The sequence below is a fragment of the Pseudoalteromonas sp. P1-30 genome, from assembly GCF_001400005.1.
GTDB classification, from domain to species: Bacteria; Pseudomonadota; Gammaproteobacteria; order Enterobacterales; family Alteromonadaceae; genus Pseudoalteromonas; species Pseudoalteromonas atlantica.
Genome location: NZ_LKBC01000002.1, coordinates 740,716 through 755,403 on the forward strand (window position 1 = coordinate 740,716; position 14,688 = coordinate 755,403).

The 14,688-nt window shown below is 38.8% G+C and carries 19 protein-coding genes and 1 pseudogene; 15 read left to right on the forward strand and 5 right to left on the reverse strand.

Annotated features, from left to right (window positions below):
- Positions 1-9 precede the first annotated feature (9 nt).
- The gene (locus AN395_RS06750; RefSeq protein WP_054982477.1) at positions 10-780 is read left to right on the forward strand and encodes an SDR family oxidoreductase; all 771 of its coding nucleotides are present in this window, start codon (positions 10-12) and stop codon (positions 778-780) included.
- 99 nt (positions 781-879) lie between these two features.
- Here AN395_RS06750 and AN395_RS06755 read toward each other — a convergent pair whose 3' ends face one another.
- On the reverse strand, positions 880-1,116 hold the full coding sequence (locus AN395_RS06755; RefSeq protein ID WP_054982478.1) for a phage integrase N-terminal SAM-like domain-containing protein: 237 nt from the start codon (positions 1,114-1,116) through the stop codon (positions 880-882).
- A gap of 234 nt (positions 1,117-1,350) precedes the next feature.
- On the opposite strand from AN395_RS06755, the gene AN395_RS06760 reads away from it, so the two are divergent.
- From AN395_RS06760 to AN395_RS06785, 6 genes are all read left to right on the forward strand, one after another.
- Positions 1,351-1,674: a hypothetical protein gene (locus AN395_RS06760; protein ID WP_054982479.1), complete on the forward strand. Its 324-nt coding sequence runs from the start codon at positions 1,351-1,353 to the stop codon at positions 1,672-1,674.
- Between the two features lie 87 nt (positions 1,675-1,761).
- Positions 1,762-2,634 (forward strand): serine hydrolase, encoded by an 873-nt coding sequence (locus AN395_RS06765; protein ID WP_054982480.1) that lies wholly within the window; start codon positions 1,762-1,764, stop codon positions 2,632-2,634.
- Positions 2,631-2,906 carry a serine hydrolase gene (locus AN395_RS19755; RefSeq protein WP_157683947.1) on the forward strand — a complete coding sequence of 92 codons (276 nt, stop codon included), beginning with the start codon at positions 2,631-2,633 and terminating at the stop codon, positions 2,904-2,906. The genes AN395_RS06765 and AN395_RS19755 overlap by 4 nt, the downstream gene beginning before the upstream one ends.
- Before the next feature lie 136 nt (positions 2,907-3,042).
- Positions 3,043-3,294: a hypothetical protein gene (locus AN395_RS06775; protein WP_054982482.1), complete on the forward strand. Its 252-nt coding sequence runs from the start codon at positions 3,043-3,045 to the stop codon at positions 3,292-3,294.
- A gap of 121 nt (positions 3,295-3,415) precedes the next feature.
- Positions 3,416-3,922 carry a hypothetical protein gene (locus tag AN395_RS06780; RefSeq protein WP_157683948.1) on the forward strand — a complete coding sequence of 169 codons (507 nt, stop codon included), beginning with the start codon at positions 3,416-3,418 and terminating at the stop codon, positions 3,920-3,922.
- 115 nt (positions 3,923-4,037) lie between these two features.
- Positions 4,038-4,319 carry a hypothetical protein gene (locus AN395_RS06785; protein WP_054982484.1) on the forward strand — a complete coding sequence of 94 codons (282 nt, stop codon included), beginning with the start codon at positions 4,038-4,040 and terminating at the stop codon, positions 4,317-4,319.
- Between the two features lie 249 nt (positions 4,320-4,568).
- On the opposite strand, the pseudogene AN395_RS06790 reads toward AN395_RS06785, so the two are convergent.
- Positions 4,569-4,829 (reverse strand): annotated as a pseudogene (locus tag AN395_RS06790) (transposase); the annotation flags it as partial.
- 282 nt (positions 4,830-5,111) lie between these two features.
- Between AN395_RS06790 and AN395_RS06795 the strand changes: the two are divergent.
- Positions 5,112-5,423, forward strand: a complete 312-nt coding sequence (locus tag AN395_RS06795; RefSeq protein ID WP_054982485.1) for a hypothetical protein — start codon at positions 5,112-5,114, stop codon at positions 5,421-5,423.
- 95 nt (positions 5,424-5,518) lie between these two features.
- Complete coding sequence (locus AN395_RS06800; protein ID WP_054982486.1) at positions 5,519-5,884, forward strand: hypothetical protein; 366 nt, start codon at positions 5,519-5,521, stop codon at positions 5,882-5,884.
- Positions 5,885-6,030: 146 nt separating this feature from the next.
- Here AN395_RS06800 and AN395_RS06805 read toward each other — a convergent pair whose 3' ends face one another.
- Together AN395_RS06805 and AN395_RS06810 are read right to left on the reverse strand one after the other, a co-directional pair.
- Positions 6,031-7,062 (reverse strand): methionine synthase, encoded by a 1,032-nt coding sequence (locus tag AN395_RS06805; RefSeq protein ID WP_054982487.1) that lies wholly within the window; start codon positions 7,060-7,062, stop codon positions 6,031-6,033.
- Between the two features lie 29 nt (positions 7,063-7,091).
- A complete protein-coding gene (locus AN395_RS06810; RefSeq protein ID WP_054982488.1) occupies positions 7,092-8,066 on the reverse strand; it encodes a DUF1852 domain-containing protein in 975 nt (324 codons plus the stop codon).
- Between the two features lie 556 nt (positions 8,067-8,622).
- Between AN395_RS06810 and AN395_RS06815 the strand changes: the two genes are divergently transcribed.
- The 4 genes from AN395_RS06815 (at position 8,623) to AN395_RS06830 (ending at position 11,399) form a co-directional block, all read left to right on the forward strand.
- Positions 8,623-9,636 carry a DUF5924 family protein gene (locus tag AN395_RS06815; protein WP_054982489.1) on the forward strand — a complete coding sequence of 338 codons (1,014 nt, stop codon included), beginning with the start codon at positions 8,623-8,625 and terminating at the stop codon, positions 9,634-9,636.
- A 71-nt stretch (positions 9,637-9,707) separates the two neighbouring features.
- On the forward strand, positions 9,708-9,944 hold the full coding sequence (locus AN395_RS06820; RefSeq protein ID WP_054982490.1) for a hypothetical protein: 237 nt from the start codon (positions 9,708-9,710) through the stop codon (positions 9,942-9,944).
- A gap of 17 nt (positions 9,945-9,961) precedes the next feature.
- Positions 9,962-10,417 (forward strand): hypothetical protein, encoded by a 456-nt coding sequence (locus AN395_RS06825; protein WP_054982491.1) that lies wholly within the window; start codon positions 9,962-9,964, stop codon positions 10,415-10,417.
- A gap of 76 nt (positions 10,418-10,493) precedes the next feature.
- A complete protein-coding gene (locus AN395_RS06830; protein ID WP_004586510.1) occupies positions 10,494-11,399 on the forward strand; it encodes a cation diffusion facilitator family transporter in 906 nt (301 codons plus the stop codon).
- Between the two features lie 13 nt (positions 11,400-11,412).
- Here AN395_RS06830 and AN395_RS06835 read toward each other — a convergent pair whose 3' ends face one another.
- Complete coding sequence (locus AN395_RS06835) at positions 11,413-12,612, reverse strand: Nramp family divalent metal transporter (protein WP_024032231.1); 1,200 nt, start codon at positions 12,610-12,612, stop codon at positions 11,413-11,415.
- A gap of 429 nt (positions 12,613-13,041) precedes the next feature.
- Between AN395_RS06835 and AN395_RS06840 the strand changes: the two genes are divergently transcribed.
- Entirely contained in the window at positions 13,042-13,842 is an 801-nt protein-coding gene (locus tag AN395_RS06840) for a hypothetical protein (protein WP_054982675.1), read from the forward strand.
- Between the two features lie 162 nt (positions 13,843-14,004).
- Positions 14,005-14,664, forward strand: coding sequence for an NADPH-dependent FMN reductase (locus tag AN395_RS06845; RefSeq protein WP_054982492.1), 660 nt, complete (start codon positions 14,005-14,007; stop codon positions 14,662-14,664).
- Positions 14,665-14,688: the final 24 nt, after the last annotated feature.

The following is a 14,688-nucleotide window of genomic DNA, read 5'->3' on the forward strand; positions in this document are numbered from 1 at the left end:
GAGCAAAGCGTGGAAATTAAAAATAACACGGTAGTAATAACCGGTGGCGCACAAGGCTTAGGCTTTGCAATGGCGCAAAAATTTGCCCTTATGGGCGCTAACATCGCACTTATAGATATGGCGCAAGAGTTATTAAACACAGCGTGCGAGAAACTAACACAGCTGGAAGGTGTATCTGGCACTATTAAAAGCTACGCCGCAAACGTAACTGTTGAGAGCGAAGTAGAAAACGTATTTAATACCATTAATAGCGATTTTGGCCACATTGGCGTGCTTATAAACAACGCTGGCATTTTACGCGACGGCATGTTTATAAAAGCAAAAGACGGCAAAGTGGTAAAAAAAATGTCCCTTGAGCAATTTCAATCAGTGATTGATGTAAATCTCACTGGCGTATTTTTAGCAGGGCGCGAAGCTGCAAGCCACATGATTGAATCAGGCAAAGGCGGCGTAATAGTGAATATGTCGAGCGTAGCGCGAGCAGGTAACATAGGCCAAACAAACTACGCGGCATCAAAAGCAGGCGTAGTGGCACTTACCACCACATGGGCTAAAGAGCTTGGCCGTTTTGGTATACGTGTAGGCGCTATTGCACCAGGTGTAATAAGTACCGCTATGACCGACGCCATGAAACCCGAAGCCAAACAGCGTATGCTTGCAGTAACACCCGTAGGGCGCTTAGGCGAAAGCGACGAAATTGCCCATACCGCACAATACATAATCGAAAACGACTTTTTTACAGGTCGCGTGGTAGAAATAGACGGCGGGATTCGTTTGTAAATTAAGTTTTTACGCTTGAATTTAAAAAGCATGGCCCTTGTAGGCTGTGCTTTTTTGTTTTAAAAAATGCCTAATAAGAGTGGCTTTTGAATCACCTCTTTAAATAATAAGCTCAACGCATTTAAGGCTTGGTTTGAGTGTTAGGAGCCACTTTTTTTGGTTGACTAAGTGATTCAAAATAAGTTCGGCTTCATTATTTCTCATTGTTGTTGGGTGCCTCATAGAGTTAAATCGAATAAACGAAGCTATCCAGTATAAATACGCTTTAATGGTACTTTTAGCATAACGCTTTAGATACATTTGTTCGGCTATCATAGTTAAAAAAGATGATTTCATGATATGAATCTCTAGTAAAAATTAACTGTATATATAGACAGTGCTTGTTGTTTTGTCCAATATTACTGATCTCCACCATTTCGGTGTTTTTGTGCATTGATTAAAAAAATATTTTCCAGTTAACTAATTGTTTACAGGTGTTTATTTGATGGTTAAGATAAATGCACTGTTTTGTCGGTTTATAAAACGACAAATGTCGTAGACAAAATTGTTAGCCACTAAAAAGGATTTTCCATGGATACAGGTTTTCTAATTCTTTTAATATCTTGCCTAAGTGGCTTTATATATTTAATCATTGGCTATTTACTTACCTTTAAGCAAAAAGCGGATGTACTTAACGGCATCGACTTTTCTAAAATTGCCGACCTACATGCTTTCTGCAATTACGTAGGCAATAGCTTTTTATTATCTGGTGTAGTACAAATCTTAATTGGGTTGTTGGCTTATTTAGCTTATTTAAACCTTTTGCTGTTCGTAGCTATTTATGTTGTCTTCGCGACATTGCCCATTGTTAATGTCCTCAGAGCTATGCGCAAATTTCAAAAAAGTGCTTCGTAAGCAAAGCGTGGCTAACAAGCCAATCAACACACTCACTGCGTTCGCTGGGACGCATACACGCGGGGCGGCTGCGCCATTATGCCCCACATGTCTGCGCCCGTTATTGGAAAGTTAGGCAGCTGGTTAAGTTGTGCCTCAGTCAAGGAAGAAGAAATAATGCAAAAAATTATAACTCAAGTTTTTCTGATTTTACTTATCTATTTAGCAAGCACACCTGCAATTGGTGTTGTACATTCTCAAGATAAAAGCGCTCTTGTAGATAACTTAAATGTAATACTTTCAAAGCAAAAAGAAGACCAGCCAGGTGTTAGTGTTTTAGTTAAAAAAAATAATGAAATTATTTATCAGTTAAGTAAAGGGCTTGCTAATAAAGTTAATAATAATTCGATTAGCTCTCATACAGGGTTTAGAATTGGCTCAATTAGTAAACCTTTTACTGCACTGGCAATTATGAAGTTAGTTGAGCAGAAAAAGCTTTCTCTAGACGATCAAATAACCAAATACATTCAAGAGCTACCCACAGGTTGGGAAGATATTACGATAAAGCATTTACTATCTCATAGGGTGTATATTTCTGATGACTTCTTCTCTGATTCAAACCTGAACTTAGTAAATTCATCAACAAATCAGGATGTTATAAAGTTTATTTCCTCAAATATGATTAAGGTTAAACCACAAGCTTTCGATAAAGCGATTTATTGTAATAGTTGTTACGTATTGTTAGCTGAGGTTATAGCAAAGGTTAGCGGAGTTAGTTTTTCAGAATATTTGAGTGAGAATATCTTTGTTCCTGCAAATATGAAAAATAGCTACATTGTCGAGAAAGGCGTCACTATTAAGCCTAATGACGCTCTTAATTATGCTAAAACGGAATCTATTTTTGGTATTCGTCAATATACCACAGGGGCAATGGCTCAAGTCAGTAGTATTGAAGACCTGAACAACTTTATTGTCGCATGAAAGAGGGACAAATTATTAGTCAAAAATCGTTAATTTCGATGACAAAAGTGCATAGTGATGCAGGTAATGATGGCACCTTTGGTTTAGGTTGGATTATAGGTTGGGGTGATGAGCCTTTTTATTCTCATGGCGGTTCACAAGATGGCTATCAAGCAGAATTATTTTTTTATCCGAAGCATGATCTTGAAATTGTTATTTTAACTAATGGCGGTGATGAGACTTATGAACTTCAATCGAAGGTGATGAGAGCAATTATTACTCACTATAATTAAGTTTGTTTAATGCTGCCTAACAAGGGTTTTCAAGTCGGACAAATTACAGTTGGCTTTTTGTTCGTGCCTCACTTATTTTAGCCAACTGCAATTAGCCGCTTAAAACGGCGTTATATACCCCAAGGGGTTTGTGTTTATGGATATAGATCAAAGTATAAAAATTATCGAGCAACAAAATCGAAAACTTTTCAGTGCAACCCACACATGGCTTATTGTCATTGGAATTTCCACAACCGCGCTCATCCTTACTCTAACTATTCCGCCTATACCAGCCGCTTTAATAACAGGTATATCAGCATTTTTTGTTCTTTATTATTATGTTGCTCATGCGATTAAAAAAGTTAATGCTCGTATCACGTTAATGGAAACAAGAAATAAAACAAAGTAAGGTTATATAACAAGCGCCTAAACTCCGACAATGTTACGTTATCATGTTTTTGGCAAACAACGCAAAAAGCTATGCCAACACATTGCGTGTTAGGCGGGCGTTAGCAAGCAAGGAAAGCTCGGTGAAATACTCACTATTATTTTTACTACTTTGTAATCTGGTCTCATTCAACAGTCTTTCCTGTTCAATTGCTGGTTGGAGAATGTTTACCCCAATTCCCGATAGTTGGAATGCGGTTACCCTTGAACAACCCGAAAACGGTTACTTTTGGGAGCTAGTGCCAGAGCCAGTAGTGGAATTAAGTAGTTTGTCTCGGGGATCAGGCAAACGAAGTTCAGCTTGTTCTGATTTCGGAATTATAGAGTTAAGCGTATCTCTTCCAGAAAGCAGTTCATATAAAATTTCAGATTTTGGTGTTTACGTTAGACTCACCGAAGGAAAACAACCTGATTTAATATTTCCGGATACGCCCATGACTGGACGTATAGATAATGGAGTAATGAAATTGGTATTCCCTTGGCTAGAGCCTCAAAAATCAGAGATAGAGCCATTAAATTTAACATTAGATATATTTCTGGTATCACACAGACTTAATGTAGGTAAATCCGTTAAACTTGTGGTTCAATAGCTTGCTAACAAGCTAATTAATAAGGACAAAAAACAGTTGGCTGTTTTCGTTCCTCAACATTTTAGCCAACAATTTTTTGCCCATTATTAGGGCGTTAGTGAGCAGGAGGCTTAACATGAATATTTGGTATATTTTAATAACTTTATCGAGTTTAGTTGGTTTGTTGGTCGCCAAGTATATGAGGCACAAATTAGCAATTTTTGTTGCAGGTGCAGTGCCTTGGTTGGGCCTATTAGGTTCACTGTTATATACAGAGTATTTTGTGCCTTACCAAGGTGGTGGTGCTTCTATGTGGCCGGTCGCACTACTTTTCGGCGGAACTGCCGCTGCAGTAATAGGCGTTGTAGTGTTTTTCGTGGCTCGTAAGTTCATCTGGCCAATTAAAGATGCTCACTAACAAGTTGCCTAAGTTCGCCGCAAAAAGCGCGGCATTAGCAAAGTAAGCCATCAGCAATTAAAAAAGGTAGAGGAGCAACTAAATAATCGCCCTAGAAAATGTTTAGGATTTAAAACACCAAATGAAGTCTATAATGAATTAGGTGGTGCACTTCCAATTAGAATCTAGGTAATGGGTGTCAGATTTAATAAAGTGGGTGTCAAATTTAATGATTTTCAGATTTAATAATTTACTCAGAAGCCTTCACCACTTTTTTGCCATTGTCTCTTGAATAACATCAGATTTTAACCGCTCTTCAGCATACATTTTCTTTAAACGACGATTTTCATCTTCAAGTTCTTTCATTCGTGTCATTAAAGACGCATCCATACCGCCGTATTTAGCGCGCCATTAATAAAAGGTTGAATTGCCCATGCCATGTTCGCGGCACAGCTCAGGAATAGGCACGCCGCTTTCTGCTTGTTTTGAAATGGCAAGGATTTGGCTGTCTGTAAAATGTGTTTTTTTCATAATTTTCTCCTGTGTTTACAAAAAGAGAAAATTCTACATTGGCTTCTATTATTTTTTGGGGAGATTACCCCCTTTTACCCTAAATAAGGGACACTCAAACACTCGTAATCCCTTAAAAACGCCAATTAAAACAATATCAAACACTTCAATATTCTGCGTAAAAATACAGTAATCAATTGAACCAAAATAGGAACTCAGCTATGGTTTGTTAATCAATAAAAACAAATTTAATAACGAGTTAATCTACAGGCTCATCATATGCCTAAAAAGGAGTTTTAAACAATGAAGCTTTTTCTAATACCATTATCAATAGTTGTTCTTTGTTCTTGCGCTACAAAATCAATTCCAGAAGCTACAAAAACGGAAATGGATAGTGATATAAAAAGATATCTAAATTATAGGAATCAGAAAGCTTATGCAGTTGCCGTGGAAAAAGACGGCGCATGGGTAGGTGGCTATGGGTATGGATATCCGAATCAAGAACTCGCCAACAAAAGAGCTTTACTAGAGTGCGAAGTACAAAAACAGTCTCGTAAAATTAGTGCAGACTGTTTTGTTCTTTATGAAGATGGACGTAGAAAAAACGGCATATAACAAAACGCTAAACACGTTCACTGGGACAGTAACGCAGCGGCTCTTCGCAATTATGCAGCTACGTCACTGCTCGTTAGCTTTACAAGGAAAATTTGGTGTTTGATAGTATAAAAATAGCGATGTCAAAGGGGTTTTGGCACGCTTTAGCGGTAATCATAGTCATGCTGTTAGCTGGGCCAGAAATAGTGGTTAGTATTGAACTTATGGCCATGGTAGAAGTGCTTGGGGCTTCTACCTTTGTATTGATGTATCTCTCAGGTATCAAGCTGTTTATCTCAAAGGTGTGGGATAAATATAAAAATTTTGAAAAGCATTCAGTTTTCTTTTTTCCAACTTTTCCTGTTTTTAAAAAAATGCCATCACTGATAGTTCATTCTATTCCTGAGCGGACTGTGGTTATTGGACTTCTTACGTTTATTACTGTTGCAATGTTAATATTTTACATACAAATTTTAATTTAATTTAGTAAAGCTAATTAGCACCCTGAATCAACTTTGCTAAACATACGCTTGAGCTTGCAAGCCCCTTTGTAGCTATACGTATTAGCGCACTTAATTTTAAAATAAGTGCGCAGGTTTTAATTACATAGCTGGTTTTAAAGCAAGCTTTACTGCGTTAATAGCTCTTTTCTTACTATTTCCGCGCCTTTACTCAATGCATTAAGCTTAGCGTTCGCAACTTCGCGCGAAAGCGGGGCCATGCCGCAGTTTGTGCAGGGGTAGAGTTTGTCGGCATCTACAAACTGTAGGGCTTTGCGTAAAGTAGCGGCTACTTCTTCGGGTGTTTCTATTTCATTGGTGGCAACATCAATAGCGCCTACCATTACTTTTTTACCGCGAATTAGTTCAAGTAAGTCCATAGGTACGTGTGAGTTGTGACACTCAAGTGAGATAATATCAATATTTGATTGCTGTAATTTAGGAAAAGCTTCTTCGTACTGGCGCCATTCATTGCCAAGTGTTTTTTTCCAATCGGTGTTGGCTTTAATGCCGTAGCCATAACAAATATGCACAGCAGTTTCGCATTTTAACCCTTCAATTGCGCGCTCTAAACAGGCAATGCCCCAATCGTTTACTTCATCAAAAAAAACATTAAACGCGGGCTCATCAAATTGGATAATATCAACACCTGCGGCTTCTAGTTCTTTGGCCTCTTGGTTGAGTATTTTGGCAAATTCCCAGGCTAGTTTTTCGCGGCTTTTGTAGTGGTCGTCATAAAGTGTATCTATCATGGTCATTGGGCCGGGTAGTGCCCACTTTATAGGTTGGTTAGTTTGCGAGCGCAAAAACTTAGCGTCTTCTACAAATACAGGTTTTTGGCGGCTAACAGGGCCCACTACGCTTGGTACACTTGCATCGTAACGGTCGCGTATTTTTACCGTTTTTCGTTTTTCAAAATCAACACCGTTTAGGTGCTCTATAAATGTAGTTACAAAATGTTGGCGTGTTTGCTCGCCATCGCTCACTATATCAATACCAGCGAGTTGTTGTGAGTGAAGTGCAATGCGCAGGGCGTCTTTTTTGCCTTCAATAAGTTCGTTGTTTTGAAGCTTCCACGGCGACCAAAGGGTTTCTGGCTCTGCAAGCCATAAGGGCTTTGGTAAACTGCCAGCTGTAGATGTAGGTAATAATGTTTTCATAATAAGAGTGACCCTTTATTAAAATAAGGTTAAACGTTTGCTAATGTAAATTGCTCAAGCACTGATTTATACGGTTTTATAAAATGCTCTTCAGCAAACTTGCCTTGCTCGGCGGCTAATTTACTGCGCTCATCTCTGTCGTAAATAATTTGCGTAAGTGAGTGGTCGGCATTTTTTAAATTAGGCTTAAAGGCGTTACCCGCTTTGGCATTGGCGTTATAAATTTCTGGGCGATAAATTTTTTGAAAGGTTTCCATTGTGCTAATGGTGCTTATTAGCTCAAGGTTGGTGTAATCGTTTAGTAAGTCACCAAAGAAAAACAAGGCAAAAGGTGCGGCACTATTTGCAGGCATAAAGTAACGCACCTGTAGGCCCATTTTTTTAAAGTATTGCTCTGTTAACGAAGATTCGTTTGGTTGGTATTCAATACCTAAAATAGGGTGCTGGTTGGCAGTGCGATGATAGGTTTTGTTATCTGACACACTGAGGCATATTACCGGTGGCTTTTTAAAGTGTTGCTTATAGGTGTTGGAGCTTACAAACGATTGAAATAACTTACCATGCAGCTCACCAAAATTATCGGGAATACTAAATTGTGGTTTATTTTTATTATGTTGCTGAAGTAACACGCTAAAGTCGTAGTCGCGAACGTATGATGAAAAGTTATTACCAACAATACCTTCTATGCGCTTGTTTGTTTTGGTATCAATAATATTCGTTTTTAATATTTCTATAGAAGGAAAGCTTTGGCTGTTTTCATCTAAACCAATATCTACAGAAATAATCTCAAGCTCTACGCTGTAGCGCTCAGCGGTTGGGTTATCCCAATTAGCAAGGGTGTTAAAGCGGTTGGTGATCATATTTAGCGCTTTTCGTAAGTTTTGTTGGCGGTGTTCGCCTCGTGCTAAGTTTGCAAAATTAGTGGTAATACGGGTGTTTTCAGCGGGTTGGTAGTTTTCATCAAGGCGCTGACTTTTAATATTAAATGTAATGTTTTTACTCATGGTGACTCTATCCATATTGTATATTTAAAACCTGAGCCTTTAGCGTGCTCAAAGAGTGGTTTTGTAATAAACAGGCTTAATGCTTATAAGCGCTGGCCGATGGATAATTTATACGTTGATTGGTGCTTTAATAAAAACGGTTTAATTTCACATAAAACATGAGTTTGATTCATTTATATAAATTAAATGTGTTACTGAGAGAACATATACCTGTGTTTGGGCATGTAAAAAAATAGTGCAGCGTATAATTTATAGGTGCTTAGACGTCTAGAAGTGTTTGTTGTGGCAAATTCACGTTGCGCATTAATAAAATTCAGGCACGGCTGTAACCCTTATTTTAATTAACGCTTAAAATTACAGTTTTAAAAATTACTGTAATTTTACGGCGAGTTATAGGCACTTATTTATTAAAATAGCGGTTAAAAGGGAGTGGTTTTTAATGCAACAACTAACAATAATACCCGCAGGCATCTATGTGTTGTTCATCTACGCTTAGTTACACTGACTTAACTAACTTGATAATAATAAAGTACATTATGTACGGACACTAAAATAAATGAACAAACTAAAAAATCTCATTACTCAATTTATAGTGGCAATGCAAAAGCGACCAGGGCTATTGGCTGTATTGGCGTTTTGCTCAGGTGTTGCAAGCTATGTAATGGTTGATAGAAAAGAGTCGTTCTCGCAGGTTATTGCCATTGTTTTACTGGTGAGCTGGTTTTGGTTGATCATCGACAATTGGCTACGCGATAAAGTACAAGAGCGCTTTGGGGTCGCCGTATCTCCTAATGTAATGCGCTTTGCACTGCAAATGGTGCAACAAGAAAGCCTATTTTTTGCGTTACCGTTTTTTTTAGCGGTTACTCAGTGGGATCACCCACAAGCACTCTTTACATCGCTGATTATTATATGTGCCTTTATATCGGTAATAGATCCATTTTACTATAAAAAGTTAGCTAAAAACCGCACGCTGTTTACAGTATTTCATAACTTTGCATTATTTGTGGTTTTGCTTGTTACGCTACCTATTTTATTAAACCTAACTACGAGCCAAAGCTTAGCAATTGCGCTTGTAACCTCAGTGCTTATTACTTTACCTAGCTTAACAAACTTAATGCCTGATGCGCGCTGGTGGCGTTTTCCTATTTTAGTTTTAATCTTATGTGTAATAAGCGCTGGGGTTTGGCAGCTTCGCAGTTATGTTCCGCCAGCAGCCCTGCGTTTAACCGATATTACCTTGGCACACAAAGTAGATGTTGAGCATAAAAAACCGCTAGGTAGCATTGATACTCTTGATTTATATACACTTCATCATGAAGGGTTATACACATGGACCGCAGTAAAAGCGCCAAGAGGCCTAAACGAAAAAATATTTCATGTATGGATACACAATAAAAAAGAGGTCGACAGAATTACGCTCAATATTAATGGCGGGCGAAAACAAGGCTACAGAGCATGGACTCATAAAGTAAATTTTCCGCATGATGCTAAAGGTAAGTGGCAAGTAAAAGTGGTAACTGAGTCTGGGCAATTAATAGGGCTTACGAAATTTATTGTTACACCTTAACGCTATAAATTCGCTGATAATCAACTATAGATTTGATACGCTGTTTTTACATTACTTAATGGATGAGTGTTATGAGCATTGCTTTAGATATTGTTATGTGGCTAATGATAGAAACCATTTTAGGGTTTATTTTGTACTCTACCGGCTGTGCAATTTTAAACGTATTCACCTTTGGTAAGTTTAAAGCTGACATTAAAGATTATATGAGCTTTAAGGCAAATAAAGCTAAAAACGTTTACCTAATATGTTTAGTTGGTTTTAGCTTTTACGCAGCGTTAATTGGTTTTGTTGCTTACCTAAGCCAATAACTTAGGTTTATAACTATATGAAGTTTAATAATCTATTGGTTATAGCGGGGGTTTTAAGTTTTATAGCGTCACTTTTACATATTACCTGTATTTTTGGCGGCCCTGATTGGTATCGCTTTTTTGGTGCTGGTGAGCACATGGCGCAGTTGGCTAAGCAGGGAAGTACGTATCCTACCTTTGTTACTTTAATTATATCAGCCATACTTGCTATATGGGGCATGTATGCGCTCTCTGGCGCGGGTGTTATTTTAAAGCTGCCTTTTTTAAAAACGGCTTTGGTATTAATAACAGGTGTTTATTTACTAAGGGGGATAGCAGGGTTAATCGCTCCTTTTGTAACAACCAGTCAGTTAATTCATCACAACTCCATTGTATTTTGGATTGTAAGCTCAATTGTATGCAGTATTTATGGGCTGTTTTATTTATTAGGTACACTTAAACTTTTCCGAACACATACCTCATTAACCTTATAAATTAAACACAGCGAGCGCTAAAAATAGATTTTTCACAGCTCAGGTTAATCAAGTTATTTACTATGTAAGGAGCAACATGAGTCACGATCACAGCCATCATATTAGTCACTATAATCGCGCGTTTGCTATAGGCGTTTTACTCAATCTTATATTTGTCGTGATAGAAGCCGGGTACGGTTTTTTTGCCAACTCCCTCGCGCTTTTAGCCGACGCAGGACATAACCTAAGCGACGTGGTTAGTTTATTACTTGCGTGGGGGGCAAATGTTTTGGCAAGTAAAGCAGCTACCGACAAGCGCACCTTTGGCTATAAAAAATCAACGGTGTTAGCGTCTTTAATGAGCTCTGTTTTACTTATGGCTGCCCTTGCTAGCATAGCTTGGCATGCCATAGAGCGTTTTGAAAATCCCCAGCCGGTTACAGGCATGACGGTTATAGTGGTTTCGCTTATAGGTGTGGTAATTAACACATTAACTGCGTTGTTGTTTGTGCAGGGGCAAAAGCACGATTTAAATATTAGAGGTGCTTTTTTACATATGGCGGCCGATGCTGCGGTGTCTTTAGGTGTGGTAATTGCCGGCATTGTTATTTTATTTAAAAACTGGCAGTGGGTAGACCCTGTTGTAAGTTTGAGTATTGTCGTGATTGTGTTTATTGGCACATGGGGATTATTTAAAGACTCGCTCAATTACGCCACAGACGCCGTACCCAAAAATATTAGTATAGAAAAACTAAAGCAGTATTTTTTAAGTATTGAGCATGTAACAGGTGTGCATGGGCTACGTGTATGGCCACTAAGTACCACAGAGTCTGCGCTTATTGTTCACTTAGTAACTGACAACAACGCATTAAATAACGACTTTTTAATTGAAGTACAGCACCATTTACATGACCACTTTGACATTGAACACGCCACCATTCAAGTTGAAAGCAGCCAAGGCAGCGCAGGTTGTATGTTTAACCATGGGCATGCTCATGGTTAAACGTTAATTGGTTTTAAAAAATTAACCCTGATAGCTTGTAACAACTTAACGAAAAAATGAGTAGTAGCACGGGTAATATAACCACATTTAAAAGTGTTGAGTTGGTGTATTTTCCCATGACTGATTTTTGATTCACTAACCACACCAAGTACGCGGTAATGATGGGCAGTAGTAATCCATTTGCAGCTTGTGCAAATATAATTACTGCAACAGGGTCAAGCCCCAGTGAGGCCACAAATGCACCAAAAGCTAAAATAGTAATGGCGACTGTTTTAAAACGGGTGTTACTCATTTCGCTTGACCAACCAAGCATGCCACATACCGCATACGCGCCTGCTAATGGGGCGGTTATTGCGCTGGTTAATCCTGCGGCAAATAAGCCAATAGCAAAAAAGTAATGCGCTGCTTCGCCAAGTAATGGCTCAAGTTGCACGGCCATATTTGCTGCACTAATTTTACCGGCATCGGTGCCATAAAAGGCAACAGACGCGGTTGATAAAATGGCAAGGGTGATCACCCCACCGAGCGTAATTGATAAACCTGTATCTAAGTTAGTTTGTTTAATAACAGTGTCTTTATCACTTTTAGAATGATCTTGCGCTGCCAAAACACCAGAGTGCAAAAATAAGTTATACGGTACAATGGTTGTGCCAATGAGGGCCAATACCGTTGTAATTGAGCCACTTGGCATTGTAGGTATAAACCCAGCGAGGACTTTAGCCATTGGTGGCGCAGCCATAATTAGGGTAGATATAAATACCAGGCTCATAAGGATCACCAGCAGTATTAATGCATTTTCTACCACTTTGTGCTTACCACTGTATAAAAGAATAGCGCTACATACAGCAATTAACGGCGTCCATATTTGTGCACTTACCCCTGGGAAAATACCAACTAGCCCCATACTTGCACCACTGAGGTTTCCGGCTTCATATGCAGCGCTACCTACACCAATAGCACTTATTACTAAAAAACTAGCAAGCGCTTTAAGATAAGGGGTTTTAATGTGTGCACGTAACGCTTGTGCTAAATCTTGCCCTGTTGCTACTCCTAATCGAGCAGCCATAGACTGCAACAAAATAGTGGCAATAACCGAAAAAAGTAATGTCCAAATTAATGCAAACCCAAAGTTTGCACCGGCAACACTTGCCGTTGTGATTGTTCCGGGGCCAATAAATGCGGCTGTTACAAGTAATCCTGGGCCAAATCGCATACTGTTACCTTAATATTTGCTTTTAAATTTAGAACAACGTTTTATTATGTTGAACCTAGATTGCTGCCACTTTACGTGCCATGCAGCGAGAGCCCCACCTTGGCTAATTAACCTTACACTCTGGGTAATTATTTTAATATGATTATCAAAAAGCCGCGTAGGATACCAACTTATATATAGATTTAAAGAGCCAAACGCTTACCTGCTTGTTAATTGCACAATATGCGCGAGTTATATTTATAAATCAGCCATGTGCGTTGCTGGTTTCTCATTTTTATCCTACCTTGTAGATTGTAAAATGAGCAAGTTACTTAGTTTTTTAATGATGTGAGCCATTTTTTAAATAAATTGTTTAAAAAGGCATCTTTTTATTGCTGAGCTTCGTTAAATAGCACTACTATGCGCAACTTTTTGGTTTTGGACCTTTTAATGAATACTAATTTAAAAATCTTTCACTTGATCTGTATTATGTCGCTGGCTTTAGGTCCGAGTAAAAGCGCTGCGAATGAATTGCTACACGAGCTTGAGGTAGGTGTAGGCGGGAATATAAAAAGCGTTGCACACCCTGACCACGCAAATGAAAAATTAAATATTCATATTCATCCTTTATGGGAAAGCCATTATGTGACAGAAGGGCGCGATAACTTGCCCGGTAGCGCTTTAGTCTCTATTGCGGGCGAAATAAATTACAATGACTTTACGTTTATCCCTTGGTTAGCAACAGACACTGATAATGACTACGATGAGCTAAATTTAAATGCGATTTATTCGACTGAGCTTGCAGAGCACCTAACTTTGTATGCAGGTTACAACCATATAAAAGCACGCGAGGAAGGAGTAAATTCCCATGATAATGAGCTTAGCCTAGATATAAGCTATGCATATGATTGGGATATACATGCAATGGCGAGTATTTACCACTCGTTATCGCTCAGCGGCTCTTTTATAGAGCTGGCAATTACAAAAGAGTATGCATTTAGTGATTTAATGCGATTGGAGCTGCAAACTGCGGCGGGTTTTAATAGTGGTTATGTAAGTGATGGCCACAATGGCCTTAATAACGTAAAACTTGCTGCTAATTTATCTTATCAACTATTAAATAATGTCATGCTATCTGGCTATGCCAGTTACAGCGTTGCAATAAACAAAGATGCTGCACACTATAGCGGTGATGAGCATTTACGCTCCTTATTTTGGGCAGGACTTGGTGTTAGTTATCAATTTAATTAAGTGGAGATTAGGCGTTAGCATTAAAGCGTAAGTGATGGGTGCCACCCTTATTAATTTTTGTTTAGAGTGCTAAAAATTGTGCAAACAAATAAAAGTCTCGCATTTTTAATATGTTTTAGGTTTAAGGTATAGTGGGTACAACACTCAATTAAGGAGGCTTTTATGAAATTTTTAGTTTTTTTAGGCACCGTTCGAGATAGCACACCCCCTAAGCCAGCACGATTAGGAGAGCGAGTAGCTGAGTCATGCCTCAAATGTTTAAACCAGCGCTACAGCGAGCACGAGTTTGAGCTTATAGACGCGCTCGACTTTCCTTCAGAGGATGTATTTAAACCTCATTTTGCCTATGCAAAAAGCCAAGCTCCAGCACATTTAACAGCCTTAGCAGATAAAATTACCCAAGCCGATGGCTATATAATGGTAAGCCCAGAGTACAATCATAGTATGAGCCCGGCATTAGCTGATTTGCTAAACCATTTTGGCAGTTCTTTGTTCTCGTATAAGCCAAGCGCTATTGTCACCTATTCGGCAGGGCAATGGGGAGGGTTACGTGCCGCAATTAGTTTACGTACCTTTTTATCAGAACTTGGGTGTTTGCCAGTCTCTGCAATGGTTCATGTACCAAAGGCACAAGAGGTGCTAAATAGCGACGGTTCAATGCAAGAGGGCGAAGAAGAAAAATCGTGGTTTAATTATTATTCGCGTACTTTTAGCCAACTGATGTGGTGGGCACAGGCGAGCAGCCAACATAGTAAAAACGTAGATCCCCACGCTATGTTAAAAAGTTTTAAAACAGCGCCATCTCAGCGAAATGCACCTTAAAAAATGTATTAAGGTGCGCTTTTA

Bases quoted from the DNA above. Each gene is read 5' to 3' on its own strand.
- AN395_RS06775 (WP_054982482.1), top strand. From the start codon at position 3,043: ATGGATATAGATCAAAGTATAAAAATTATCGAGCAACAAAATCGAAAA.
- AN395_RS06760 (WP_054982479.1), top strand. From the start codon at position 1,351: ATGGATACAGGTTTTCTAATTCTTTTAATATCTTGCCTAAGTGGCTTT.
- AN395_RS06845 (WP_054982492.1), top strand. From the start codon at position 14,005: ATGAAATTTTTAGTTTTTTTAGGCACCGTTCGAGATAGCACACCCCCT.
- AN395_RS06795 (WP_054982485.1), top strand. From the start codon at position 5,112: ATGAAGCTTTTTCTAATACCATTATCAATAGTTGTTCTTTGTTCTTGC.
- AN395_RS06840 (WP_054982675.1), top strand. From the start codon at position 13,042: ATGAATACTAATTTAAAAATCTTTCACTTGATCTGTATTATGTCGCTG.
- AN395_RS06810 (WP_054982488.1), bottom strand. From the start codon at position 8,066: ATGAGTAAAAACATTACATTTAATATTAAAAGTCAGCGCCTTGATGAA.
- AN395_RS06830 (WP_004586510.1), top strand. From the start codon at position 10,494: ATGAGTCACGATCACAGCCATCATATTAGTCACTATAATCGCGCGTTT.
- AN395_RS06755 (WP_054982478.1), bottom strand. From the start codon at position 1,116: ATGAAATCATCTTTTTTAACTATGATAGCCGAACAAATGTATCTAAAG.
- AN395_RS06825 (WP_054982491.1), top strand. From the start codon at position 9,962: ATGAAGTTTAATAATCTATTGGTTATAGCGGGGGTTTTAAGTTTTATA.
- AN395_RS06815 (WP_054982489.1), top strand. From the start codon at position 8,623: ATGAACAAACTAAAAAATCTCATTACTCAATTTATAGTGGCAATGCAA.
- AN395_RS06805 (WP_054982487.1), bottom strand. From the start codon at position 7,062: ATGAAAACATTATTACCTACATCTACAGCTGGCAGTTTACCAAAGCCC.
- AN395_RS06765 (WP_054982480.1), top strand. From the start codon at position 1,762: ATGTCTGCGCCCGTTATTGGAAAGTTAGGCAGCTGGTTAAGTTGTGCC.
- AN395_RS06835 (WP_024032231.1), bottom strand. From the start codon at position 12,612: ATGCGATTTGGCCCAGGATTACTTGTAACAGCCGCATTTATTGGCCCC.
- AN395_RS19755 (WP_157683947.1), top strand. From the start codon at position 2,631: ATGAAAGAGGGACAAATTATTAGTCAAAAATCGTTAATTTCGATGACA.
- AN395_RS06785 (WP_054982484.1), top strand. From the start codon at position 4,038: ATGAATATTTGGTATATTTTAATAACTTTATCGAGTTTAGTTGGTTTG.
- AN395_RS06820 (WP_054982490.1), top strand. From the start codon at position 9,708: ATGAGCATTGCTTTAGATATTGTTATGTGGCTAATGATAGAAACCATT.